A 24,362-nucleotide genomic window follows, 5' to 3' on the forward strand; every position below is an offset into this window, starting at 1 on the left:
TTCAATTTTTACTGGATAGTTGTGATTAGTATGATGCTTAAAATAGCAAATCCTATCCCAATCCAGTTTTTTGCGGAAAGTTTTTCCTTAAAAAATAAGATTCCTATTAATGTTGCAACCATTACGATACCTAAATTGTTTAATGTAAAAACAGTAGAGCTTTCTAGAGAGGGGTGTCTCAGTGCACGTACCAGAAAATAGATCGAAAAATAGTTAGGAACTCCCAGAGCTATTCCTCCAATAATGTTTTTAAGTTGAATCTTCTGACTGCCCTTTATTAACTGGAAAATTAATACCGCAAGACCAAGTATAAATGCTGTTGCAAATATCATTGCAGAAAAAAGCGGCACGTCTTTTTCTGCTACAAAACTATCTTCCAGAAATTTGATGCTCGTGTCAATTATACCACTACCCAGGAATACTAAAATAGGAAATACCAGATTTTTTTAGTTGGTTTGCTAGAATCCTGCTTCTTTACCGAAACCAGATAAACGGCAATTAAGGCAGCAAGAATCCCGACTATTTTAAGAGTAGCGGCATTTTCTCTATAATAAATTAACCCAAAAGCAATTGGTATGACCACGCTCATTTTTGTTGCCACAGATACAACGGAAAGTCCGCTGCGTTGTGTGGTTATAGCCATTAGGTTGAAAATAACAATGAATAAAACTCCTAAAAAAACTGTGCCGGGTAACCAAGAATACGTTGCAAGTCCGGTCCAGTTTACGGGCTGTGAATATGCTGCAAAGCCTGAAGCATAAGCGATTATATAGTTAACGACTATAGCCTGAAATATGTTGACTTGAAACTTATCAAAAAGCTTAAATACTAAAAAGATAATGCTTGAAGCAAGTATGTTTAAAAACAAATAGATCAAAACAAGGCTTTTTTGACTTCAAACAAGTGTGTGACGTCTTCAAAACCGGGTTCTAAATGCCAAGTATGAATTCCCATTGATGAGGCCGCTGCAGTATTTAAAATAGTATCGTCTATAAATAGTGTTTCATTTGCTAAGAGGTCGTCTTTACGTAAAACGAAATCGTAAATCTCAAGATCTGGTTTACGTAAATTGATTTGCTGTGAAAGATAAAACCGTTCAAAACAATTTTGGAATTGAGAATAGCGTACCGCTCCCATATTTTTAATAACCTGCTCAATGTGCAGGTCATTGGTGTTGCTCAACAAAAGCAATCTGTATTTTTTTGACTTGGCTAATTCTATAATCCAATCAAGGCGTTGTTGAGGCAAATCGAGAATGATGCTATTCCAGGCTTGTTGAAAGGATAAAGCTGTAAGCTGCGGGAATTTTTTCAGGTAATTTTCAGTTAATTGATCACTGGTGATCAACCCCTTTTCATAGGCGTTGTGCCATGTGGTCATCTCTTCATTTATAATTCTGATTCCCATTTTGGCTAATGCCTGCTCAGGGGCTTTTTTATCGAGATTGATGAAAACATCACCAAAATCAAAGAGTAGATTCTTAATCATTAATAGAACTATAATGGGTTAGTGTATCACCGTTAATCGTTGTGCTTTCTGAATTTTGAATAGCTGTAAGTACAGGAGCTTTAATGCCAGATTTAAAAATAAGATTTCCTTTAAAAACCCGGGCTTCATCCCAGAGCTTTTCGTCTATAAAGCTTTGTAGTGTATGAGCGCCACCTTCTATAATCACTGACTGTAAGCCTTCGCTATACAGTATTTTACAAATCTGAGCAGGAAGGTTTTGATTAAAATCTACTTTAATAAACTTCAAATTAGTTTTGTTTTCAACCTCTAAAGCTGTTAGTATTAGCGTTGGTACCTTTTGATCAAAAACAATAGTTTCTTGAGGTAAACTCAAATTACGATCAATGATTACGCGGGTGGGAGAATCGCCTGCCCAGTCGCGAGTTGTTAAGCTGGGATTATCAGCTTTGACGGTATTTGTTCCTACTAAAACACTTTGTTCTTCAGCGCGCCATTTATGTACAAGTTGTCGGCTTATTTTAGTTGTGATCCAAACCGGTTCTTTTTTATTTCTGCTTTCAACATCTGGGGCGATAAAGCCATCTAAACTTTCAGCCCATTTAAGAATAACATAGGGACGCTTTTTTTGATGAAATGTAAAAAAGCGCTTGTTCAGATTTTGACATTCTTTTTCTAATACACCTACCAACACCTCGCAGCCTGCATCAAGCAATTTCTTAATTCCTCTTCCTGCAACTTCAGCAAAGGGATCAACCGTTCCTATGACCACTTTTTTTATTCCTTTGGCTATAATGAGATCACTGCACGGTGGAGTTTTACCAAAATGACTACAAGGCTCCAGACTTACATAAATCGTAGATTTCTCAAGTAGTTCTGTTTTTTTTACGCTATTTACCGCATTCACTTCGGCATGTGGTTGCCCGGCTTTCTGGTGCCAGCCTTCTCCTATAATTATGCCATCGCAAACGATAACACTACCTACCATTGGGTTGGGGTAAGTGTTTCCCAGTCCGTTTTTAGCCAGTTGTAAACAGCGAGCCATGTATTTTTCGTGTATCTTCACAAACTCAAAAGTACCATTAAAAAGTAAGAAAATCGATGCTACAAATTAGACCAGTAGAACATGCTGATAATGTGAATTTAGCAACTGTTCTAAGAGCTATTTTAGTTGAAATGGGCGTACCTAAAGTAGGTACTGCATACGAGGACAAGGCTTTAGATTGCATGTATGAAACTTATGCTGAAACAAATGCGCAGTATTTTGTGGTAGAACAAGATGGTGCAATTTTAGGAGGTGCAGGTATTGCAGCATTAGCCAATTATGATGGACCTGTTTGCGAGCTGCAGAAAATGTATGTTTCTTCAGAGTTGAGGGGGCGGGGTGTAGGGAAACAGCTCATGAATACGTGTCTCGAATTTGCATTAAAATCAGGTTTTGAACAAGTTTATATAGAGACGATGCCGTATATGGAAGCCGCCCAGAAACTCTATAAGAAAACCGGTTTTTATTACATCGACGGACCAATGGGATGCACGGGTCATAATGCTTGCCCCGTTCATATGCTTAAAGATTTAAAGTAGATGATATTAGGCGAATACCGAACTTATTTTTATAAGCAATTAGCTGATTTATATCCTCTGGAGGAGTGTGTGACTTTTTTTAAGTCTTTCGCCGAAAAGTTTCTCGGGATGCAACCTGTTCAGATTCCTATAAGTTTGAATAAGGAATTGACGGAAGCAGAATTAGAACTATTCAATGAAGCGCTTTTAAAACTGAAAAAGCACGAACCTTTACAGTACATAATCGGTGAGACTGAATTTTATGGTTTTCCTATTAAAGTTGCTTCAGGAGTGCTTATTCCCAGACCGGAAACTGAAGAATTAGTAGACTGGGTTTATCAGGATTTTAAAAAGAATAATGCTTCTATTTCAATTCTAGATATTGGTACCGGCAGTGGAGCAATTGCTGTGAGCCTGGCTAAATTAATAACTCAGGCATCGGTTAGCGCGATTGATTTTTCGACTAAAGCCTTAGCGATAGCAAAGGATAATGCAGCGCTCAACTCAGTTAAAATTAATTGGATAGAGCAAGATATACTTTCAACAGGTGGTCTAGAGCAAAGCTATGATGTTATTGTTTCAAATCCGCCATATGTGAGAAATCTGGAAAAGGTAGAAATACAATCTAATGTGCTTAATTATGAGCCTCACGAGGCTCTTTTTGTCGCAGATGACAATGCGTTAATTTTCTATAAAAAAATAGCAACTCTGGCATTTCAGAGCTTAAAACAAAACGGAATTTTGTATTTTGAAATCAATGAGTATTTAGGAGATGAAACGCTAGAGCTAGTTAAAAATAGTGGGTTTAAAAACGTAGAATTACGAAATGATTTTGCGGGAAAACCCAGAATGCTAAAAGCAAAACGTACATGAAAATTTTAAATTCTATTTGTGTTTTCTGCGGAAGCAGTGAAGGCAATGATCCAGAAATTATAAATCAATCAGAGATATTGGGTGCTAAGCTTGCGAAACACGAAATCACCCTTATTTACAGAGGTTCTCAATTGGGAATCATGGGGCGTGTTGCGCAATCATGTTTATCAAATAACGGAAAAGCAGTCGGGATTATTCCCGGGTTCTTGAAAACCAGGGAAATTGTACATCCCGGTCTTGATCAGCTCGTAACTACTGATAATATGCACGAGCGCAAACTAAAAATGCAAGAGATGAGCGATGGCTTTATAACGCTTCCGGGAGGTTTTGGTACGTTTGAAGAGCTTTTTGAAATCATTACGTGGAGCCAGTTGGGCTTGCATCATAAACCTATAGGTTTGCTTAATACAAATGGTTTTTATGATCATTTAATTGCAATGCTTGATGAGATGGTTACTCGTGGGTTTCTAAAACAGGAAAACCGCGAACTCTTGATTGAAGATGCCAATGTGGAAAAGCTATTAGAGAAAATGAAAAATTTTGAACCCAATTTGAATTCAAAGTTTTTGAAACCAGAGAATACTTAGTTTTCAACTAAATATCAACTTCCCAAGATTAAATACAGATTTTCAGTATATGACTACCCAAGAAAAGATACAGGTTTTACGCGAAGAACTCAGACGCCATAATTATAATTATTACGTTTTGGATAAGCCTGAGATTGACGATTATACATTTGATCAAAAATTAAAAGAATTACAAGCGTTAGAAGAAAAACATCCGGAGTTTTATGATGCTAATTCGCCAACGCTTCGAGTGGGAGGTCAGATCACTAAGAACTTTGCGACGGTAAAACATGAGTCACGCATGTATTCTTTAGCTAATAGTTATTCTCAGGAAGATTTAGAAGATTGGGAAACGCGCCTTAAAAAATTAGTTGACGGTGAGGTAGAATATGTATGTGAATTAAAGTATGACGGGGCTTCTATAAGTCTTACTTATGAGAATGGAGAACTCGTACGTGCGGTCACGCGTGGTGATGGTGTGCAGGGTGATGATGTTACTAATAATGTGAAAACTATACGAAGCGTACCCTTAAAATTAAAAGGAGATTTCCCGGCTAAATTTGATATTAGAGGAGAGATTGTTTTGCCATTGGCCGGTTTTGTGCAGATGAATGCAGAACGCGTAGAAGCTGGTGAGGAACCTTATAGTAACCCCAGAAATACAGCTTCCGGGAGTTTGAAGCTTCAGGATAGTTCAGAGGTTTCTAAGAGACCTTTAGATTGCTTATTGTATAGTATTGTAGGAGAAAACCTGAATATAAAAAGTCAGTTTGAAAGTTTAGAAAAAGCCCGCTCTTGGGGGTTTAAAGTTCCGGATGTAGCTAAAAAAACGGCTTCAACTGCAGAGACTTTTGAGTTTTTAAATTATTGGGACGAGCATCGTCACGACTTGCCTTATGAGACTGATGGTGTTGTGATTAAAGTGAATAGTTTTCAGCAACAAGAAGAATTGGGTTTTACTGCAAAAGCTCCCAGATGGGCGATGGCTTATAAGTTTAAGACTGAGCAAGCAGAAACTGTTCTGGAGAAAATTACTTATCAAGTTGGGCGTACTGGTGCAATTACACCGGTAGCAAACCTAGACCCGGTTCAACTTGCCGGAACCATTGTAAAGCGAGCTTCTTTGCATAATGCAGATCAGATTGAAAAATTAGACATACGTGAAGGAGATCACGTTTATGTTGAAAAAGGGGGGGAGATTATACCAAAAATAGTGGGTGTTGATTTTGAAAAGCGGAATCCAGATTCTGAGCCTACAGTTTACATAACCAATTGTCCTGAATGTGATACAGAATTAATCCGTCAGGAAGGTGAGGCGCAACACTATTGTCCTAATGATATTGGATGTCCGCCGCAGATTATCGGTCGTATTCAACATTTTATCTCTCGAAAAGCAATGGACATAGAAGGGCTTGGAGGAGAAACTGTTGCTCTGCTTGTAAACGAAGGATTGATTCAGAGTTACGCAGATCTATACGATTTGAAAAAAGAGCAAATTTTACCATTAGAGCGCATGGCAGAGAAATCTGCAGATAATTTGATAAAGGGTATTGGAACTTCAATGAAAGTACCGTTTGAGCGCGTTCTATTTGGCTTGGGTATTAGATACGTTGGTGAAACTGTAGCTCGAAAACTGGCTAAGCATTTTAAAAATATAGAAGCTTTAGAAGCTGCATCTGAAGAGGAATTAGTTGCGGTTGATGAGATAGGTGAGCGTATCGCGCAGAGTGTCGTTTCCTTTTTTGCTGAAAATGAAAACAGAAACCTTGTAAGTCGTTTAAAAGAGAAGGGGTTGCAATTAGAACTCGATGCTTCAGTACTTGAGAATCAAACTGAAAAACTTAAAGGAAAGACTTTTGTTATTTCGGGTGTTTTTACCAAAGTTTCCAGAACAGAACTTAAAAAAATGATTGAAGATAACGGTGGAAAGGCTTCCGGAAGTATTTCTTCAAAAACAAATTTCCTAGTTGCTGGTGAAAATATGGGGCCTAGTAAATTAGAAAAAGCCGAAAAATTGAATGTTCCTATTATTTCTGAAGATGAATTTCTCATAATGCTATAAGTCGAAAATCAAAATAAAATATTTAATACTTGTAAAAACCTTTGCAAGGTGTTTGAAATCACGTTAATCAACTATAGTTGAGTATTTTATTTTGCAGTTTGATTTTAAATAAATCATCTTAAATAATAATTCTTTTAAATTACAAGAACCTCTATTCAATCAAATTATTTAGATTAGAATAAGCCCCGATTATATGAAGTTTAAATACTTAGTGTACTTATATATATTTGCTGGAGTTATTGAAATCCTATTAATAGGTTTTCATTTTAATCTTTCAATATATTTAAGACCTGTTTGTGTTTTTTTAATCTATAGTTTTTATGTTGCCAATGTAAAAAAGCATAATTACTTCTTGCTTTTTTACCTGACTTGTGAGTTGATTAATGAGGTGTTTTTCTTAATTGATTTCAGCAAATATTTTTTTTTGATCTTAACTTGTTATTGTTTGGCTACATTTTCTATGCTTTATCATATTTGGCCACTTGTTAAGCGAACAAATTTTAAAACTGATTGGAGTGATTTGATAAGGCCATTTCTTGGTTTATTAGGAATACTTTTTATTTTTTGGGAATTGATTTTAATGGTGTTTAAGAATTTGCCAAATTATTATATTTTTTTTCCGGCTTTAGTGGCATTGTTAGTTTGGATTTTCTTTTGCTCAATTATGCCAGCTAAAGACAAGCATCCAGATAATTTTGCTTTGTATTTTATAGGAGGTTCTATGGCTGTGATGGCTCCTACAATGTTTATATATGAGTTTTTATGGTCAAACTCTATAATTCTATATCTTTCTCTGATCTCAATGTTTTTGCTAAAGATTTTTTTAGTTTGGTATTTGATTAACCTTGATAAAATATTATGTTCTAAAGAGGAATACTTCTGAAAGAAAAGACGTGTTAACTCAACACTTTAACATAAGTAATATTATTAATTGTTAATTTTTTTTAGTTATTTACGACCTTATTTATTAGTGTCCTTGAGCATAGTTAAAAATAGATGAGAGAAATAAATACTGATTTTTATACACCCGGACCTTCACAAATTTTGTATCTGGGTATTTTTTGCTGTATAGTATTTATTTTCACTTCTTCAATCAATCAGACTTTAGGATATATTTTACAGCCTTCTTTCTATTTAATTTATTATTGGTTTTATTGTAAGTCTTTAAAAAAACATAACCTCGTATTAGCTGCTTTTTTGGCTTCAGCTTATGTAGGGGAGGTATGCTTACTTACCGATGTACATAAGTATTTTACAATAATACTTGTGACGTTTTTTATTGCTGCGGCTGCTATGTTATATACATTCATACCTATTCTTAGAATAAGACCGCGAAAAATCACTAAAGAAATGGTGTTGCAGCCGATAATAGAAGTTATATTCTGCACTTATACAGTAATATATTTGATGAGTATGTATTATAATAGTGTTCCAAATAAATTCTTATTTGTTTTTGGCGCCATATTTCTACTAATATTTACGCTGATCTGCTTTTTGATTCCGTTGAGAAACAGCCACCCAAGTAATGTTTATTTGTATCTAATAGGAGGAGGCTTACTTCTTGAAGCTATTTTGGCTTTTGTGTATACCTATAGTATGCCCATAACAATCATTGCCACCGGTGTCAAAATTGCAATATGTGTACACAAGACTTGTGTAGTAATCTATTATGTACGAATTGAAAAAATACGTACAGATATAGGTTATGATGATTATTAGATAGTAATTGTTTTTGAAGTTGCAGTTGCTTTACCATTAAGATCGAACTCAAAGTCTATTCTTCCCAGATTGACTCCGGCCCAACCTACTTGATTCACTATGACATCAACGTCTGCGGCGTTTTTGACTATTGTAGGTTTTTCTAAAAATGTGTGCGTGTGGCCCCCTATGATCAGATCGATGTTTTTAGTTTTTTTTGCGAGTGTGACGTCTGATATTTTATCATATTTATAGCTGTACCCTAAGTGAGAGAGACAAATGACTAAATCACAATTTTGTTCTTCTTTTAAAATGCGGGTCATATCCTGAGAAATTTCAGTGGGGTCTAGATATTGAGTTTCTTTAGATAGTGCAGGAGTTACTAAGCCTTCTAATTGTATTCCTATTCCAAACACGCCTATTTTAATTCCATCTTTTATAAAGATCTCATACGGTTTTGTTAAACCGTCCATAGCAGTGTTTGTAAAATCATAATTTGAACTCAGCATTTTAAAGCTGGCATTTGGCATTTGTGCAGCTAAGCCATTCACACCATTATCAAAATCGTGATTACCTATTGTTGCAGCATCATACTGCATCATACTCATTAATTTAAATTCAAGTTCGCCGCCATAAAAATTAAAATAAGGTGTGCCTTGAAAGATATCTCCCGCATCCAATAATAAGGTATTGGGATTTTCTTTGCGTATTGCTTCGATTAGGGTTAAGCGTCTTGCAACACCACCTTTATTGGGAAAAGATGCATCTTCGGGAGAAAACGGATCAATATGACTGTGTACATCATTTGTGTGGAGAATCGTGATTTTCTTTGACTTTTTCGTCTCAGCAAAAAGATTAAAACTAGGTGTGCCGGCAACAACTGCAGTTGCGATACTGGTTTGCTTTATAAACTTTCTTCTTTCCATATCTATTCTTTTATAAAACGATTGTCTCTTACAGGTGCTATTGTGTCTTGCTCCTTAAAGTAATCAACTAAAATGCTACGTATTTTATAATCTAAAACCTCCATACTTAAAGGTTCACTTAAAAATGTCATGTGGTCGCCTCCTTGTTGCAGATAATCGTTAGTCGCTATAAAATAGGTTTTGCTATTTTCGACTGAGTTTCCATTTATAGTGGCGGTTTTAATCTCATTTTTTTCATCGAGTACAAGTTGCATATTAGAAATAGGGTGAGCGGTGCCTGATTTTAAATAATCAAACATCTCATTCACCTGGTCGCTTGTAAGTTCTACAACCACAACGCTGTTTTCAAAAGGCATAATATCAAAAGCTGATCGCATGGTCACATCACCGGCATTTAAAGTAGATCTGATTCCTCCATGATTAAGAAGAACCGCATCAATATTTTTTCCTGTTCTTTTTTTAAACACCGGGTTGCTCAATTTAAAAACAGCATCTGCCATCATATTACCTATTGCAGTGTTGTATGGACCTTCCTTTTTTGAAAGGCTTTGTGGAGCGTATGCAAGCACAGCACTCATTTCTTCATCTATGCGTTTTCGGTAAGGAGCAATATAATCCAGGACATCCTGATTTGCTTGAATACTGTCTGTGACAGGAAGTTGATGGCTTTCAATGTGTGTTAAGGTGGCTTGAGAATCTTTGCAGCCCAGCAGGCTAATAGTGAGAACTAGAGATAGAAAAATCCGAATCATTGACTGATTAAATAAAAGAGTTGCTTTGCGCGATAATTAATTACATTTGCGCAAAACAAATTTAGATGTTTTTAGATGGATGGAAACAGAATTTGCTTAAATCTAAGGTTAAGAATATTCACAAGAATTCTAAGCAAAGTTTTAAAAATTCAGTAGGAGTAGGTGCAGGATTACTCGTTGATTTGCGTGAGGTTCAAAATCTGAAAAGATTAAACGAGTTGCTTTTACTTGTAACAGAATCAGACGATAATATGCTGGTTGTTTTTACAGATGATAAAACCCATACCCAAAAAGAGTCTTGCCTGGGTTTGAGTAAAAGTGATTTTTCAATCTCCGGAAGTTTAAGAAATTCCAAAATACAGCAATTTATAGATAAACCTTTTAAGGTGTTAATAAGTTATTACCGTACAGAAAATGTATTTTTGGATTTCGTTTCGGCGCAATCTAAAGCTTTATTTAAAGTTGGTATTTCTTCGGACTCAGTAGATTTTAATGATTTAACCATTAATTCTAGGGCTGAAGAGGTACAAGCGTTTGAAACCGAACTGTTGAAATATTTGAAATTATTAAATCGCATAGATTAAGATGCAAGAATTGAAAGGGACTGGTGTTGCACTGGCAACTCCATTTAATGAAGACTTAAGTTTAGACCTAAACGGTTTAGGTGAGCTAGTTGAATATAACATATCTGGTGGTGTAGATTACCTCGTGGTAATGGGGACTACAGCAGAAAATGCTACGCTCACATCTGCAGAGAAAGACAAGGTTATCGCTAAGGTTATTGAGGTCAATGCTGGCAGATTACCACTAGTTCTAGGAGTGGGAGGGAATAATACCACAGCTCTTATAGAAGAACTTAAAACCAGAGATTTTACCGATTTTAAAGCGATTTTATCGGTTTCACCTTATTATAACAGACCTACACAAGCCGGTATCTATGCACATTATTTAGCGATAGCAAAGGCTTCACCGCTTCCTATAATTTTGTATAATGTTCCTGGTCGTACCGGTAGCAATGTTTTGCCAGAAACGGTAATTAAACTCGCCAATAATTCAGAAAATATTATTGGAGTTAAAGAAGCTGCAGGTGATCTCGCTCAAATGATGCGCCTTATAAAAGACCGTCCAGATGGGTTCTTAGTACTTTCTGGAGATGATCTACTGGCTTTACCCACAGTTTCTGCTGGTGGTGATGGTGTGATTTCGGTACTTGCGCAAGGTTTACCCGGTGTTTTTTCAGAAATGATGAAGCAAGGCTTACAAAGTAATTTTAACGAAGCATATAAGAAGCATTATACGTTAATGCCTGCCGTAGATCTTATTTTTGCTGAAGGTAATCCTGCCGGTATTAAAGCTTTACTGGCAAGTAAGAAGATTTGTAACGACAGTGTCAGACTGCCTTTAGTTCCGGCAACAGAAACTTTAAAACAAAATATTGCAACATACTTGAGCGAGACTGGTCTTTAAGTTTTGTAATCCCTAGAAAAACCTTATTTTTGCCCGATGTTTTTAAGCTTAATGAAGAAAACAATTGTAGTTGTATTAGCCGTAATAACTTTGGCGTCTTGTAGTGAATATCAAAAAGCTCTCAAATCTGAAGATACAGGAGTGAAATATTCTATGGCAGACTCGCTTTACGATGCCGGTAAATACCGTAAATCCTTAAAGTTGTGGGAGCAGATCGTTCCTGCATATAGAGGTAAACCTCAAGCAGAGCGTATCATGTTTTTATATGCAGATGCTCAGTATCAAGAAGAAAATTACTATTTAGCAGGTTATCAGTTTGATCGTTTTGTTTCGGCATATCCTGATTCTGATAAGGCAGAGGAGGCAGAATATAAAGCTGCAGTGAGTTATGCAGAGCTTTCTCCTAATTATCAGCTAGATCAGTCTGAAACTGAAAAAGGTTTAACTCAATTACAGCAATTCATCACGTCTTATCCAGAATCACCTTATGCTGAAGATGCTAATGAGCGAATTAAAGAGCTTAGCATTAAAATGCAGAAGAAATCTTTTGAAATAGCAAAGGGATGGCATAAGATTATGCAGTATCCGGCTGCGATTTCTTCTTTAGATGATTTTTTATCAGATTACCCTGGTTCACCATTTCGTGAAGCTGCATTTTTCTATAAATTAGATTCGCAGTATCAATACGGTTCAAAAAGTATTAACATATTGGTCAAACCACGATTAGAAGAAGCAATAGAAATGTATGAGACGTTAATCAATTATTTCCCTGAGGGAGATTATCGTGCTCAGGCTGATGAGATAAAAGCAGATATAGACTCAATATTGGAAAATTATTCCTAATTAAATTAATGCGAATATTATGGATGTGAAAAATTTAGATGCACCAGTAAATACAGTTACTCATAACAGAAGCGAGATTGATGCTCCTACGGGGAACATCTATGAAGCGATCTCAATTATCGCTAAGCGTGCTACTCAAATAAACACAGAAATCAAGAGAGAATTACTTGAGAAGTTAGATGAGTTTGCTACGTATAGTGACAGTTTAGAAGAGATTTTTGAGAACAAAGAGCAGATTGAAGTTTCTAAGTTTTACGAGCGTTTGCCTAAGCCACATGCTATGGCTGTTCAAGAATGGTTAGAAGATAAAATATACTTCCGCGATACGACTGCAACAGAGTAGTCATGTCTGTTTTACGCGGTAAAAAGGTCTTACTTGGAGTAACCGCCGGGATAGCTGCTTATAAAGCGGCTCTTTTGGTTAGAGGTTTTGTCAAAGCTGGTGCAGAAGTACGGGTTGTTATGACTCCTGATGCCAAAGAGTTTGTTACTCCGTTGACCCTTTCTACGCTATCTAAAAACGAAGTGCTTTCTACATTTACTAATGAAGAAAGTGAAAATGCATTGTGGAATAACCACGTGGAACTCGGTCTTTGGGCCGATTTCCTGGTTATAGCCCCGGCAACAGCAAATACCTTGTCTAAAATGGCAAATGGGACATCAGATAATTTGTTACTGGCAACTTATCTTTCGGCTAAATGTCCGGTTTATTTTGCTCCTGCTATGGACTTGGATATGTATATGCACCCCAGTACTGCAAATTCGTTTGAGCAACTTATTAGTTACGGTAATGTAATGATACCGGCTACTAGTGGTGAACTTGCGAGTGGTTTAGAAGGTAAAGGCCGTATGGCGGAGCCCGAAGATATTATCACTTTTATTGAGGCAGATATACTAAAAAGGCTTCCGTTAAAAGGGAGCAAGATTCTCATAACTGCTGGTCCTACTTATGAAGCTATAGATCCTGTGCGATTTATAGGGAATCACAGTAGTGGTAAAATGGGTTATGCGATTGCCGCTGAAGCTGCAAATCTTGGAGCAGAAGTTGTTCTGGTTTCGGGGCCTACGCATTTAAAACTGAAACACAATTTAGTTAATCTTATTCACGTTACATCTGCAGCGGAAATGTTTAAAGTTGTACAGCAATACTATAGTTCTGCTGATGTAGTAATCGCTGCTGCTGCTGTAGCAGATTACAGACCAGCTGAAGTTGCAACTCAAAAAATTAAAAAGAAAGTTGATGCATTAACTATTCAGTTAGAGCCAACTCAGGATATTTTAGCACATTTAGGAAAACATAAGAAGAATCAGTATTTAGTTGGTTTTGCATTAGAAACTGAAAATGAACTTGAAAATGCAAAAGGAAAAATCACTCGAAAGAATCTGGACTTAATCGTCTTAAATTCTTTAAATGATAAAGGTGCTGGTTTTAAAACCGATACTAATAAAGTAACTTTCATCACTAGGGATGGAGCTGTTTTTCCGCAGGAATTGAAAGAAAAAGAACTCGTTGCTCAAGATTTATTAGAATTTATTCAAAAGGCGTTAGATGTATAAACTTGTACTTGTTTTGTTTTTTGTGTGTTTTGGACTTCAGGCGCAGGAGCTCAATTGCTCTTTGACAATAAATACAGAACAAACCGGGTTGAGTAATCTTCAGGTTTTTAGAACGTTGAAAACAGAACTTACCGAGTTTATGAATAAAACAACTTGGACAGATCTTAATGTCAAGCAACAGGAGCGTATAGATTGTAGTTTTGTTATTATAATTTCGAATATAGATTCTGATTATTTTACAGCTTCTATACAGGTTCAATCTTCAAGACCTGTATATAACAGCACGTACAACTCAACACTTTTAAACTTTAACGACAAGCAATTCAATTTTAGATATACAGAATTCCAGCCTTTAAATTATAACCCTAATAGTTTTGACTCTAATCTAATTTCAGTATTGGCTTTCTATGCATATACGATAATTGGCCTTGATGCAGATTCGTATGAATTGAATGGTGGCCAACCCTATTTTGAAGAAGCTAAACGTATTGTAAATACAGCGCAACAACAAGTAACAGATGGCTGGTCTCCTCAAAGTGGGACGCAAACGCGTTTTAGATTGAATCAAGATTTATTGTCTCCTAATTTCAGGGAATTTCATGATGTGATGTATGCTTATCATCGAAATGGCTTAGATTATATGGCAGATAACCCAAAAGAAGGAAAGCAGTCTATTGCTGTGACATTAGAGTTGTTTAACCAAATGTATACCAGCCGACCGAACAATTTTTTAACACGCGTATTTTTTGATACAAAAGCTGAGGAAGTTAAAAATATGTTCTCAGAAGGGCCGCAGGTTTCTATAAGTAATCTTGTAGATATGCTTAATAAAGTGGCTCCTACCAAGTCTGCTTACTGGCAACAGATCAAATTGTAAGAGACTGTCTGTTTTCTTTGAGTGTAGCAAATTTCTCTAGTATATTTACGGGAGCAAAACGACATCATTTTTTGCTTATAAATATGATGATTATGAATAAAGTCCTCATTCTGGGTCTATTAATTCTTGTTTTTAGAATATTAACATTAATTGTATTTTCTGGAGATTTGATGGGTTCTATAGTCGGAATAGTTTGTGGAGCCGGATTAGTATTTGTCATTACCGGTAAAATTTCATTTTTAAGAACTTAAACCAAAATTTTAATTGCTCAGTTCACTACACATAAAAAATTACGCATTAATAGAAGAGGTCAACCTTCAGTTTAATGAAGGGTTTACTGTGATTACCGGTGAGACCGGTGCAGGTAAATCTATTCTTCTGGGTGCTTTAGGGCTTATTTTAGGGAAGCGCGCAGATATTAGCAGTATAGGTAATCCTGATGAGAAATGTGTTATTGAAGCACATTTTAATGTTTCGGCCTATGATTTAAAAGTTCTATTTGAGGAAGAAGATTTGGATTACGAGTCGCAAACAATTATTAGGCGTGAGATTCTTTCTAGTGGAAAAAGCCGTGCTTTTGTTAATGATACTCCGGTTACGCTTAGTCAACTTTCAGCATTGGGAGCACGACTGGTAGATATTCACAGTCAGCATCAAACACTTGAGGTAACCGATGTAGATTTTCAGTTTCAGGTTTTGGATGCTTTTGCAGAAAATGAATCGATTCTGGCTAACTATCAGGAGCTTTATCAAGAATTCAGATCTAAACAAAGTCAGCTTAAAAAGAAGCGATCTCAAAAAGAGGAAGCTCAAAAGGAAGAAGAATATAAAACCTTTTTGCTGGAAGAATTGCTTGCTGCAAATTTAAAAGAGGGGGAACAAGAAAGTATTGAAGCATCACATGATGCATTAAATAATGTGGAGCAAATTACTGAAGGCCTTGCTGAAGCCTACCAAATTCTGAGTAGGGAAGAGGTGGGAGTTAATGAGATGTTGCTTACCGCAAAAGTTCGCTTAGCTAAACTTTCTAGCTTTAGTCCTCAATTGAAAGAATTGAGTGATCGGCTTGAGGCGGTAACTATTGAGCTTGATGATATTTCAGAAAGTATAAATGATCTTGCCGCAGATACAGAGAGTGATCCAACCGAGTTGGCACGTTTAGAAAGTAGGTTAAAAATGTTTTTTGATCTTCAGAAAAAGCATCAGGTTGACAGCGTTGAAGGGCTTATTGAAATTAGAGATACGTTAGATGACGAAGTACAATCTTTAAACAATCTGGATTCTGAAATAAATAACTTGGAGCGAGAAATTGCTCAGGCAAAAATTGAACTTGAAAAACAAGCTGTATCGCTTACTAAAAGACGTACAAAAACTATAAAACCTTTAACTGAAAAACTTCAGCAGATTCTTTCAAATCTTGGGATGCCTAATGCGCGGTTTGAAGTCAGTTTAACAGATAGCACTACTTTTTTAGAAAATGGAAAAGATCAACTTCATTTTCTGTTTACAGCTAATAAAGGAATGCGAGCACAAGAATTAAAAAAAGCAGCTTCTGGTGGTGAATTGTCTCGTATTATGCTGGCTATAAAATCTATATTAAGTGATTATGCAAAATTACCTACACTTATTTTTGATGAAATTGACACGGGTGTGAGTGGTGAGGTTGCTTTAAAAATGGGGCATATTATGAAAGATATGGGATCCCGTATGCAGCTTATAAGTATTACACATTTACCGCAAATCGCTGGTCAGGGAGCAAGTCATTTAAAAGTTTACAAAGAAGATTTAGCTAAAAAAACCACTACAGGAATCCGCGTTTTAAGCACCGATGAGCGTGTAGCAGAACTCGCAGAAATGTTAGGAGGTAAAGCGTCTTCTGATGCAGCTTTTGACCACGCAAGACAGCTTCTCAACTAATAAAATACTATATTTGACCACTTAAATTAAACAACTATTATGTCCTATAATTTATTAAAAGGAAAACGAGGTATAATCTTTGGCGCGCTTGACGAAAATTCTATCGCGTGGAAAACCGCAGAGCGTGTTCACGAAGAAGGTGGAACCTTTGTATTGACAAATGCTCCTATTGCAATGCGTATGGGAAGCATCAATAAACTTGCAGAGAAAACAGGATCAAAAATTATTCCTGCTGATGCAACTTCAGTTGAAGATTTAGAGGCTCTTGTTGCAGGCGCAGTTGAAGAATTAGGTGGTAAAATAGACTTTGTTCTTCATAGTATTGGGATGTCTATTAATGTGCGTAAAGGGCGTCACTATACTGATCAAAAATACGATTGGACTCAGAAGGGAACAGACGTTAGTGCGATGTCTTTTCACAAGACGATGCAGGTGCTTTATAAGCAAGATGCAATGAATGAGTGGGGAAGCATTGTTGCTTTGACATATATGGCTGCACAGCGTGTTTTTCCTGATTATAATGATATGGCAGATAATAAAGCCTATTTAGAAAGTATTGCGCGTAGTTTTGGTTATTTCTTCGGAAGAGATAAAAAAGTACGAGTGAATACAATTTCTCAATCTCCAACACCTACTACAGCTGGTCAAGGAGTAAAAGGATTTGATGGATTTATCGCTTATGCAGATAAAATGAGTCCGTTAGGAAACGCTACTGCTCAGGATTGTGCAGACTACACCGTTTCTCTATTTTCAGATTTAACGAAAAAAGTAACGCTTCAGAATTTGTTCCACGACGGTGGCTTCAGTAATATGGGAGTTAGCGATGCAGTGATGGAAGCTTTTGTAGAAGCAGAAGAAAAATAAGCTTAGGCTAAAATTTTAAAGTGCCCGAAGTCGGTGACTATCGGGCATTTTTTATGATATAACTTGTCGTTGAATAATAAATAAGCTTCTGTTTAAGTTTAAAAACTAACTAACCTCAATTATAGTATAAAGCGTAATTTAGCCAAAAGAATACTACGTGTATAATATGTCGATAAAACTTTCCATTATAATCCCTGTTTATAACAGGCCTCAAGAGGTGCAAGAACTGTTAGAAAGTTTTAAGAAACAGATTTATGCTCAACCTTATGAGATTGTTATTGTAGAAGATGGTTCTACTAAAAGTTCAGAAGAAGTTTGTAAGGCTTTTAAGGATTTAAATATTACTTATTTGTTTAAAGATAATTCTGGACCCGGTGCATCCCGCAATTATGGAATGCAACGCGCACAAGGCAATTATTTTATCATTCTGGATAGTGATTGTGTGTTACCAGAAAATTATTTGAAGCTTGTTTCAGACTCTCTAAATCACGAGTATATAGATTTTTTTGGTGGACCTGATGCTGCTCATGAAGATTTCACATCGTTACAAAAGTCAATTAATTACGCGATGACTTCGTTGTTTTCCACAGGAGGAATACGGGGAAGAAAAGAGGGGAAAAGCAAATTTGAGCCGCGTAGTTTTAATATGGGAATTTCAAAAGAAGCATTTGAAGCTTCAGGAGGATTTGGTAAAATTCATCCCGGCGAAGATCCAGATTTAAGTATAAGACTTTGGGGTCTAGGCTTTGACTCCAAGTTGATTCCAGAAGCGTTTGTATATCATAAACGCCGAATTTCATGGTCTAAATTTTATGTTCAGGTTAAAAAATTTGGTACGGTTAGGCCTATTCTTACCAGCTGGCATCCACAAACTGCAAAACTCACGTATTGGTTTCCTACATTCTTTACACTTGGTTTGATTGTGGCATTTATTCTTGCAATGCTTGAGATTTATTTACCGGTATTGTTGGTTTTAGGTTATCTTATTTTAATTGCTTTAGATTCCACATTAAAAAATAAAAGTCTGAGTATAGGTTTACTTTCTGTATGGGCGGTATTGGTTCAGTTCGTAGGTTATGGCTTTGCTTTTTTAGAATCCAAAATCAAAATAATATTACTCAAAAAGGATCCTTTAAAAGAATACCCTCACTTATTTTTTAAGTAATTTTAATTGAATGAAATTTGAATATGGCAGATCGAAAAAAACGTAGTAAAAATGCAAACCTTCGGGTTTTTATGACCATTCTGGTGGTTGTGGCTACAATATCTGTTATGATCAAGTTGAATCGAAATTTCAGCTTTACAGTTAAAGTTCCGTTGAAGTTTCAAAATTTATCTGAAGATCAGATTTTAAAATCTGCATCTACAAATACGGTTGAAGTTACAGGTAAGGCGAGTGGTTACGATTATTTTAAATACAGATTCTTTTCGCAGGATTTTCCAATAGATTTATCTCAGCTTTCCAGAAATAAAGATCGGTCATATTATGTTTTTAATGACGAGAATGACGCATTAAAAGGAAGTTTAAGTGGTAGTGAAATAGCTTCTTTCAAACCAGACACTGTATTTTTTGATCTGGATAGAAATTTTGATAAGAAGATACCTATCGTGCCTAAGTATAGCATTACGTTTGCACCGGGTTATGGTAGTTTAGAAGGGTTTAAAATTCAGCCTGATTCAATTACCATACGTGGTCCGCAGACTGAAGTTGATACCATAACACAAATTTTCACTGAAGAATTAAAATTTCAGGACGTACGGAATTCTAAAGCAGATAGTCTCAACCTTACTTTTGGAAAAGATATTCCTTTAGTGAAATTAGCTCCCGGTCGCGTCGCTTATGCCTTAGCTGTAGATAAGTTTACCGAAGGCAACGTGTCAGTCCCGCTTCAGCTTATTAATGTGCCATCTAATGTTACGGCTAAGGTATTCCCAAAGCGGGTTAATGTTATATTTAATGTGAATCTAAGCAACTACGAGCAAGTAAAATCTTCAGACTTTAAAGTGGTTGTTGATTTTAATGAAATAGACAGTCTTTCTACATCTTTAACGCCTCAGGTTCTAGAAGCTCCAGAATATGTGCGTGACATTCGTTTAAGCGAAAGCACTGTACAATATTTATTAGTAAAATGATCACAGTAGGTATAACCGGAGGAATAGGTAGTGGTAAAACTACAATTGCTAAGTATTTTTCTTCAGAATTTGGTATCCCGGTTTACTATGCAGATATTGAAGCTAAAGCTTTGATGAATACAGAAGCGTTGCGAAAGCCAATTATAAGACTTCTGGGAAAAGCTTCTTATAGAGGAGGTGAATTAGATCGTAAATATGTTGCAGATAAAGTTTTTAAGGATAAGGATTTATTAGAAAAACTCAATCAAATTGTTCATCCGGCAGTAGGTAAACATTTTAAAAACTGGTGTGCTCAACAAGATGCTCCATATGTTTTAAAGGAAGCTGCAATACTTTTTGAGAACGGTACAGCTTCGGGACTAGATTATACGATTCTCATTACAGCACCAAAAAAAATGCGAATTCATCGTGTTTTAGAACGTGATGATTCTACGGTTGAAGACATAGAAAACCGAATGAATAAGCAATGGAATGATGCAAAAAAGATTCCGTTAGCAGACTTTATAATCGAGAACATTGAATTGGATAACAGCAAACTACAGGCTAAAAATATTCATCGTCAAATCTTGCGAGACCGCGTAAATACATAGCTCATTCTTGTTAACATTTGGTTAAACCACCAAAGCGCTAAATGTTAAAATCATACATTTGAGCTATGAATAAAAATCTATTTGTACTCCTTGTCGTGCTGATGAGCCTATCTCTCATAGGCATCATTTTTGTGCAAGGCTATTGGATATCAAATAGTATTGAAGCGAAGCGTGGTCAATTTGCATTTAACGCCAAACAGGTCTTAAAAGAAGTCTCTCGTGATATTCAAATGAAAGAGGTAAATGACTGGTACAACCCTGTTTTGCGTATGCGAGACAGTCTTGGAGTTCCTGATGATGTTAGCCTCTATGATTTGATTTACAAGCAAGATGATTCATTGACTAATGAATCTTTCATTTTTAGAAATAGTATTGTAGAGCAAGATTATAAGTTAAGTGCGCCAATTCTGGATTATGAAGTTGACAGCATAAAATTTAAAAGATACTTACAGCGACAATACACTCAAATAATAGACAAAAATGATATTGACAATTCTAGAGTAGACCGTACTAAAGTTTTGACGAGAATGTCTGATCTAAGCGAGATAGAGCGTTATAATATTGAGCAGGCTGTGATGTACATAACACGTAAAATACCTATTCATAAGCGTGTTGACGAAGAAGAGTTGGAGCGTTTACTAACGATGGAGTTAGCAGAGCGTGATATGGATACCAATTTTGAGTATGCTATATATAGTAACAATTTGGTTACTAACGTGCGTTCAGAAGATTTTGATTTACAGTCTCCAGATCAGAACTTCAGTGTTCCTCTATTTACTGATAACGAGGGCAACAATGATTATGAGTTAGTAGCTAATTTTCCGGGGGAGAAGAAGTTTGTTGTTTCATCGGTGATAGGAATGGGAGGATTGAGTATTTTGTTTACCCTTATCATTGTTATTGCTTACAGCAGTGCTTTACAGCAGTTGGTTAAGCAACGCCAGATTTCAGAAATAAAAACGGATTTTATAAATAATATGACGCATGAGTTTAAGACGCCTATAGCGACTATAAACTTAGCCTTAGATGCGATTAAGAATCCAAAAATAAATGGCAACCCTGAAGCGCTTACGCGTTATATGGGAATGATACGGGAAGAAAATAAACGCATGCATGCTCAGGTTGAGAATGTATTGCGTATTTCTAAACTTGAAAAGAATGAACTTGATATCCGTAAAGAACGATTAAAACTTCACGATATCATTGAAGATGCGATCTCTCATATAGAGCTTATTGTAGAAGATAAGCAAGGGTATGTAAATACACATTTTGGAGCAGTAAAGAGTTCGGTTTTAGCCAATGAGTCACATTTTACTAATGTATTGGTTAATATTCTAGACAATGCTGTGAAGTATTCTACAGATGTACCTAAGATTGATATCTATACAGAAAATCTCAAGAATTTCATATTGGTAAAAATTAAAGACCAAGGTGATGGAATGACTAAACAGGTTCAGAAAAAAATATTTGATAAATTTTATCGCGAGCATACCGGCGATATACATAACGTAAAAGGACATGGCCTTGGCTTAGCTTATGCAAAGCGTATGGTAGAAGATCACGCAGGTGAGATCTGGGTACAAAGTGAGAAGGGCAAAGGCAGCACGTTCATAATTAAATTACCACTAATATCTTAAACATAATGGAAACAGAAAACAAAAAAATCTTACTCGTAGAGGACGATCCAAATTTCGGAACGGTTCTTAAAGATTACCTTTCAATGAACGACTATGACGTTACCCACGCCAAAAATGGTATGGAAGGCTTTGAGAAATTTAAAAAAGACGACTTTGATCTGTGTATCTTAGATGTGATGATGCCTTATAAAGATGGTTTTACATTGGCAAAAGAAATACGCGAGAAAAACGAAGATGTGCCTATTATTTTCTTAACCGCTAAAGCGATGAAAGAAGATGTATTGAAAGGATACAAAGTAGGGGCAGACGATTACCTGAACAAGCCTTTTGATAGCGAAGTATTGCTTATGAAGATCAAAGCAATTATGATGCGTAAGGCTACAGATTCTGTTGCAGATAGTAAGCAATTTGAATTCAATATAGGTAACTTCTTCTTAAATTCTAAGCTGCGTTTCTTAACGTATAAAGACGAAGAGCCTAACAAACTTTCTCCTAAAGAAAACGAATTATTACGTCTGTTAGCTTTGCATGAAAATGATTTAATGCCTCGCGAACTGGCTCTTACAAAGATATGGAGAGACGATAACTACTTTACATCTCGTAGTATGGATGTATATATCGCAAAATTACGTAAGTACTTAAAGCGTGATGATACAGTAGAAATACTCAATATTCACGGTGAAGGTTTCCGCCTTGTAGTTAAGAGTGAAGAAGAAAAAAAATAGTGGTATAGCTAAGAGTGTCTTTTTTAAAAAGACACTCTTTCTTTTATCGTTGTTATAATTTCTTGGGAAGGAATCCCATGATCAAACCAGATAATTGACTCATCTTTACGATACCAAGTTAATTGGCGTTTTGCAAAGCGTCTTGTATTTTTCTTAATTTCTTCAATAGCAGTTTTTAAGTCATAAACGCCATCAAAATAACTAAACAGTTCCCGGTAGCCTACCGTTTGTAGTGCATTGAGGTGTTTTTTATGTAATAACGAGCGTGCTTCCTCCAGAAGTCCGTTTTGGATCATAAGGTCTACACGAAAATTAATTCGGTCATAAATAAGCTGCCGTTCTGCAGTAAGGCCTACTTTAATAAAATTAAAATTTCTCTTTACCGTATTTTTTGCTAAATAGGAAGAATAAGGTTTTCCAGTACCTATGCAGATTTCCAGAGCTCTAATTACACGTTGTTTATTATCCAAGTCTATTTTAGCATAGTGAATAGGATCAAGAACTTTTAAGAGGTTCTGTAAACTTTCAATACCTTCATTTTCTAACTGTAGAACTAAGTCTTCACGTATTTGAGAATCCACATCTGGAAAACGATCTAATCCGTTGAGCACAGCATCTACATATAAACCAGAGCCACCTACCATAATAACAACATTGTGAACCTTAAAAAGTTCGTTGAGTTTTGAAATAGCTTCTTGTTCAAACAGTCCTACATTATACTCTTTTTCGATAGATATATGCTGAATGAAATGATGTTTGGCTACAGCCAATTCGTCATCGTCTGGCACGGCAGTTCCTATTTTCATTTCTTTAAAAAACTGTCTGGAATCTGCAGAAATGATTTCGGTATTAAACTGCTTGGCAAGTTTTATTCCCAGAGCTGTTTTACCTATGGCTGTGGGACCTACAACAGCTATTAAAGTTTTATTCATAATGAAGACTGTATCCGCATTGGTGACAATATTTGGCAGAATCCTGATGCTTTTTAGAACCGCAATTGTGGCAAACTTGTGTGTTTAAATGTAGTTTTTGAGGATCAGGTTGTGGTTTATTACCTTTAGCCATTTCTGCACTTACAATACCTGTGGGTACAGCGATAATTCCGTAACCCATGATCATGATCACGGTGGCTATAAACTGACCTAATGCTGTAACTGGGGCGATATCACCAAAACCTACAGTGGTCAATGTAACAATGCACCAGTAAACACTTACGGGAATACTTTTAAATCCATGTTCTGGACCTTCTACAATATACATTAAGGTACCAGCGATGACCGAGAGAATCATTACGGCAAATAAGAAAACCAAAATTTTGGGTCTGCTATCTTTTAAAGCTTTTGCCAGTTTGTTTCCCTCGCCAATATACCGAGTCACTTTTAAAATTCTGAAAACACGCAAAAGCCTCAAAGCTCTTATCGTTAGTAGCGCGTTGGTACCCACAATAAAAAAAGATAGATACAACGGAATGGTAGATATGAAATCAATTAAGCCATAAAAGCTAAAAATATATGCCGAAGGCTTTCTGATTGAAATTACTCTCAAAATATATTCTATAGTGAAAAATATGGTTATAAACCATTCCCCTATATAAAAATACTTACCGTATTCATCTTGAAAGGATGAAACACTTTCAAGCATCACCAATACCACACTCAGAAAAATTAAAATAAGTAGTACAACGTCAAAAGCTTTTCCAGCAGGAGTATCTGCTTCATAAATTATTTCATGAAGTTTTGTTTTCCAAGTGTGTTTTTGTTGTTGTGTCAAATTTTTACTGCTAATTTTTCATTTTTTTTGTCAACACTACTTTATGAAATTCTAATTCATTTTCGAGTTCTTGCA

At 36.0% G+C, this 24,362-nt stretch carries 27 protein-coding genes; 19 read left to right on the plus strand and 8 right to left on the minus strand.

Annotated elements, in window-relative coordinates; translation table 11 throughout:
• Window positions 1-8: 8 nt before the first annotated feature.
• The 4 genes from DSM02_RS20720 to ribD form a co-directional block, all read right to left on the minus strand.
• Window positions 9-350 carry an SMR family transporter gene (locus tag DSM02_RS20720; protein ID WP_317128230.1) on the minus strand — a complete coding sequence of 114 codons (342 nt, stop codon included), beginning with the start codon at window positions 348-350 and terminating at the stop codon, window positions 9-11.
• A gap of 71 nt (window positions 351-421) precedes the next feature.
• Complete coding sequence (locus DSM02_RS20725) at window positions 422-877, minus strand: hypothetical protein (protein WP_317128231.1); 456 nt, start codon at window positions 875-877, stop codon at window positions 422-424.
• Window positions 874-1,488 (minus strand): HAD-IA family hydrolase, encoded by a 615-nt coding sequence (locus DSM02_RS07130; protein ID WP_128764970.1) that lies wholly within the window; start codon window positions 1,486-1,488, stop codon window positions 874-876. Before DSM02_RS07130 ends, DSM02_RS20725 begins: the two co-directional genes overlap by 4 nt.
• On the minus strand, window positions 1,481-2,533 hold the full coding sequence (ribD, locus tag DSM02_RS07135; RefSeq protein WP_164918255.1) for a bifunctional diaminohydroxyphosphoribosylaminopyrimidine deaminase/5-amino-6-(5-phosphoribosylamino)uracil reductase RibD: 1,053 nt from the start codon (window positions 2,531-2,533) through the stop codon (window positions 1,481-1,483). Before ribD ends, DSM02_RS07130 begins: the two co-directional genes overlap by 8 nt.
• Window positions 2,534-2,568: 35 nt before the next feature.
• Between ribD and DSM02_RS07140 the strand changes: the two genes are divergently transcribed.
• From DSM02_RS07140 to DSM02_RS07165, 6 genes are all read left to right on the plus strand, one after another.
• Complete coding sequence (locus DSM02_RS07140) at window positions 2,569-3,051, plus strand: GNAT family N-acetyltransferase (protein WP_128764972.1); 483 nt, start codon at window positions 2,569-2,571, stop codon at window positions 3,049-3,051.
• The gene (gene prmC / locus DSM02_RS07145; protein ID WP_128764973.1) at window positions 3,052-3,903 is read left to right on the plus strand and encodes a peptide chain release factor N(5)-glutamine methyltransferase; all 852 of its coding nucleotides are present in this window, start codon (window positions 3,052-3,054) and stop codon (window positions 3,901-3,903) included.
• Window positions 3,900-4,490, plus strand: coding sequence for an LOG family protein (locus DSM02_RS07150; RefSeq protein ID WP_128764974.1), 591 nt, complete (start codon window positions 3,900-3,902; stop codon window positions 4,488-4,490). Before prmC ends, DSM02_RS07150 begins: the two co-directional genes overlap by 4 nt.
• A gap of 49 nt (window positions 4,491-4,539) precedes the next feature.
• Window positions 4,540-6,531 carry an NAD-dependent DNA ligase LigA gene (gene ligA / locus DSM02_RS07155; RefSeq protein ID WP_128764975.1) on the plus strand — a complete coding sequence of 664 codons (1,992 nt, stop codon included), beginning with the start codon at window positions 4,540-4,542 and terminating at the stop codon, window positions 6,529-6,531.
• A 445-nt stretch (window positions 6,532-6,976) separates the two neighbouring features.
• Window positions 6,977-7,414 (plus strand): hypothetical protein, encoded by a 438-nt coding sequence (locus tag DSM02_RS07160; protein WP_128764976.1) that lies wholly within the window; start codon window positions 6,977-6,979, stop codon window positions 7,412-7,414.
• A 113-nt stretch (window positions 7,415-7,527) separates the two neighbouring features.
• Entirely contained in the window at window positions 7,528-8,250 is a 723-nt protein-coding gene (locus DSM02_RS07165) for a hypothetical protein (protein ID WP_128764977.1), read from the plus strand.
• Here DSM02_RS07165 and DSM02_RS07170 read toward each other — a convergent pair.
• Both DSM02_RS07170 and DSM02_RS07175 read right to left on the minus strand, forming a co-directional pair.
• Window positions 8,247-9,155: a bifunctional metallophosphatase/5'-nucleotidase gene (locus DSM02_RS07170; RefSeq protein ID WP_128764978.1), complete on the minus strand. Its 909-nt coding sequence runs from the start codon at window positions 9,153-9,155 to the stop codon at window positions 8,247-8,249. The genes DSM02_RS07165 and DSM02_RS07170 overlap by 4 nt on opposite strands.
• A 2-nt stretch (window positions 9,156-9,157) precedes the next feature.
• Window positions 9,158-9,907: a 5'-nucleotidase C-terminal domain-containing protein gene (locus DSM02_RS07175; RefSeq protein WP_128764979.1), complete on the minus strand. Its 750-nt coding sequence runs from the start codon at window positions 9,905-9,907 to the stop codon at window positions 9,158-9,160.
• 65 nt (window positions 9,908-9,972) lie between these two features.
• On the opposite strand from DSM02_RS07175, the gene DSM02_RS07180 reads away from it, so the two are divergent.
• The 13 genes from DSM02_RS07180 to DSM02_RS07240 all read left to right on the plus strand — a co-directional run bounded on the left by DSM02_RS07180 (window position 9,973) and on the right by DSM02_RS07240 (window position 22,517).
• Complete coding sequence (locus tag DSM02_RS07180; protein ID WP_128764980.1) at window positions 9,973-10,491, plus strand: DUF6913 domain-containing protein; 519 nt, start codon at window positions 9,973-9,975, stop codon at window positions 10,489-10,491.
• Window position 10,492: 1 nt separating this feature from the next.
• Window positions 10,493-11,374, plus strand: a complete 882-nt coding sequence (gene dapA / locus DSM02_RS07185) for a 4-hydroxy-tetrahydrodipicolinate synthase (RefSeq protein ID WP_128764981.1) — start codon at window positions 10,493-10,495, stop codon at window positions 11,372-11,374.
• Window positions 11,375-11,425: 51 nt separating this feature from the next.
• Entirely contained in the window at window positions 11,426-12,217 is a 792-nt protein-coding gene (locus tag DSM02_RS07190; RefSeq protein ID WP_240674000.1) for an outer membrane protein assembly factor BamD, read from the plus strand.
• A gap of 19 nt (window positions 12,218-12,236) precedes the next feature.
• Window positions 12,237-12,560 carry a DNA-directed RNA polymerase subunit omega gene (locus DSM02_RS07195; RefSeq protein ID WP_009780002.1) on the plus strand — a complete coding sequence of 108 codons (324 nt, stop codon included), beginning with the start codon at window positions 12,237-12,239 and terminating at the stop codon, window positions 12,558-12,560.
• Window positions 12,561-12,562: 2 nt separating this feature from the next.
• Window positions 12,563-13,774 (plus strand): bifunctional phosphopantothenoylcysteine decarboxylase/phosphopantothenate--cysteine ligase CoaBC, encoded by a 1,212-nt coding sequence (coaBC, locus tag DSM02_RS07200; RefSeq protein ID WP_128764983.1) that lies wholly within the window; start codon window positions 12,563-12,565, stop codon window positions 13,772-13,774.
• A complete protein-coding gene (porD, locus tag DSM02_RS07205) occupies window positions 13,767-14,651 on the plus strand; it encodes a type IX secretion system protein PorD (RefSeq protein ID WP_128764984.1) in 885 nt (294 codons plus the stop codon). Before coaBC ends, porD begins: the two co-directional genes overlap by 8 nt.
• Before the next feature lie 264 nt (window positions 14,652-14,915).
• Window positions 14,916-16,568 (plus strand): DNA repair protein RecN, encoded by a 1,653-nt coding sequence (recN, locus tag DSM02_RS07210; RefSeq protein WP_128764985.1) that lies wholly within the window; start codon window positions 14,916-14,918, stop codon window positions 16,566-16,568.
• Window positions 16,569-16,607: 39 nt separating this feature from the next.
• Window positions 16,608-17,432, plus strand: coding sequence for an enoyl-ACP reductase FabI (locus DSM02_RS07215; protein WP_128764986.1), 825 nt, complete (start codon window positions 16,608-16,610; stop codon window positions 17,430-17,432).
• Between the two features lie 166 nt (window positions 17,433-17,598).
• Window positions 17,599-18,597 (plus strand): glycosyltransferase, encoded by a 999-nt coding sequence (locus DSM02_RS07220; protein ID WP_128764987.1) that lies wholly within the window; start codon window positions 17,599-17,601, stop codon window positions 18,595-18,597.
• A gap of 23 nt (window positions 18,598-18,620) precedes the next feature.
• Window positions 18,621-19,565 (plus strand): CdaR family protein, encoded by a 945-nt coding sequence (locus DSM02_RS07225; protein ID WP_128764988.1) that lies wholly within the window; start codon window positions 18,621-18,623, stop codon window positions 19,563-19,565.
• Window positions 19,562-20,155 (plus strand): dephospho-CoA kinase, encoded by a 594-nt coding sequence (gene coaE, locus DSM02_RS07230; RefSeq protein ID WP_128764989.1) that lies wholly within the window; start codon window positions 19,562-19,564, stop codon window positions 20,153-20,155. The genes DSM02_RS07225 and coaE overlap by 4 nt, the downstream gene beginning before the upstream one ends.
• A 65-nt stretch (window positions 20,156-20,220) precedes the next feature.
• The gene (locus DSM02_RS07235; RefSeq protein WP_128764990.1) at window positions 20,221-21,792 is read left to right on the plus strand and encodes a sensor histidine kinase; all 1,572 of its coding nucleotides are present in this window, start codon (window positions 20,221-20,223) and stop codon (window positions 21,790-21,792) included.
• Window positions 21,793-21,797: 5 nt separating this feature from the next.
• Window positions 21,798-22,517 (plus strand): response regulator transcription factor, encoded by a 720-nt coding sequence (locus tag DSM02_RS07240; protein ID WP_128761074.1) that lies wholly within the window; start codon window positions 21,798-21,800, stop codon window positions 22,515-22,517.
• Between the two features lie 23 nt (window positions 22,518-22,540).
• Here the strand turns inward: DSM02_RS07240 and miaA are convergent, their stop codons facing one another.
• Both miaA and DSM02_RS07250 read right to left on the minus strand, forming a co-directional pair.
• Window positions 22,541-23,449, minus strand: a complete 909-nt coding sequence (miaA, locus tag DSM02_RS07245; RefSeq protein ID WP_128764991.1) for a tRNA (adenosine(37)-N6)-dimethylallyltransferase MiaA — start codon at window positions 23,447-23,449, stop codon at window positions 22,541-22,543.
• Window positions 23,442-24,287: an ion transporter gene (locus DSM02_RS07250; RefSeq protein WP_128764992.1), complete on the minus strand. Its 846-nt coding sequence runs from the start codon at window positions 24,285-24,287 to the stop codon at window positions 23,442-23,444. Before DSM02_RS07250 ends, miaA begins: the two co-directional genes overlap by 8 nt.
• Window positions 24,288-24,362: the final 75 nt, after the last annotated feature.

It is taken from the genome of Leeuwenhoekiella polynyae, from assembly GCF_004104075.1.
Lineage (GTDB): Bacteria > Bacteroidota > Bacteroidia > Flavobacteriales > Flavobacteriaceae > Leeuwenhoekiella > Leeuwenhoekiella polynyae.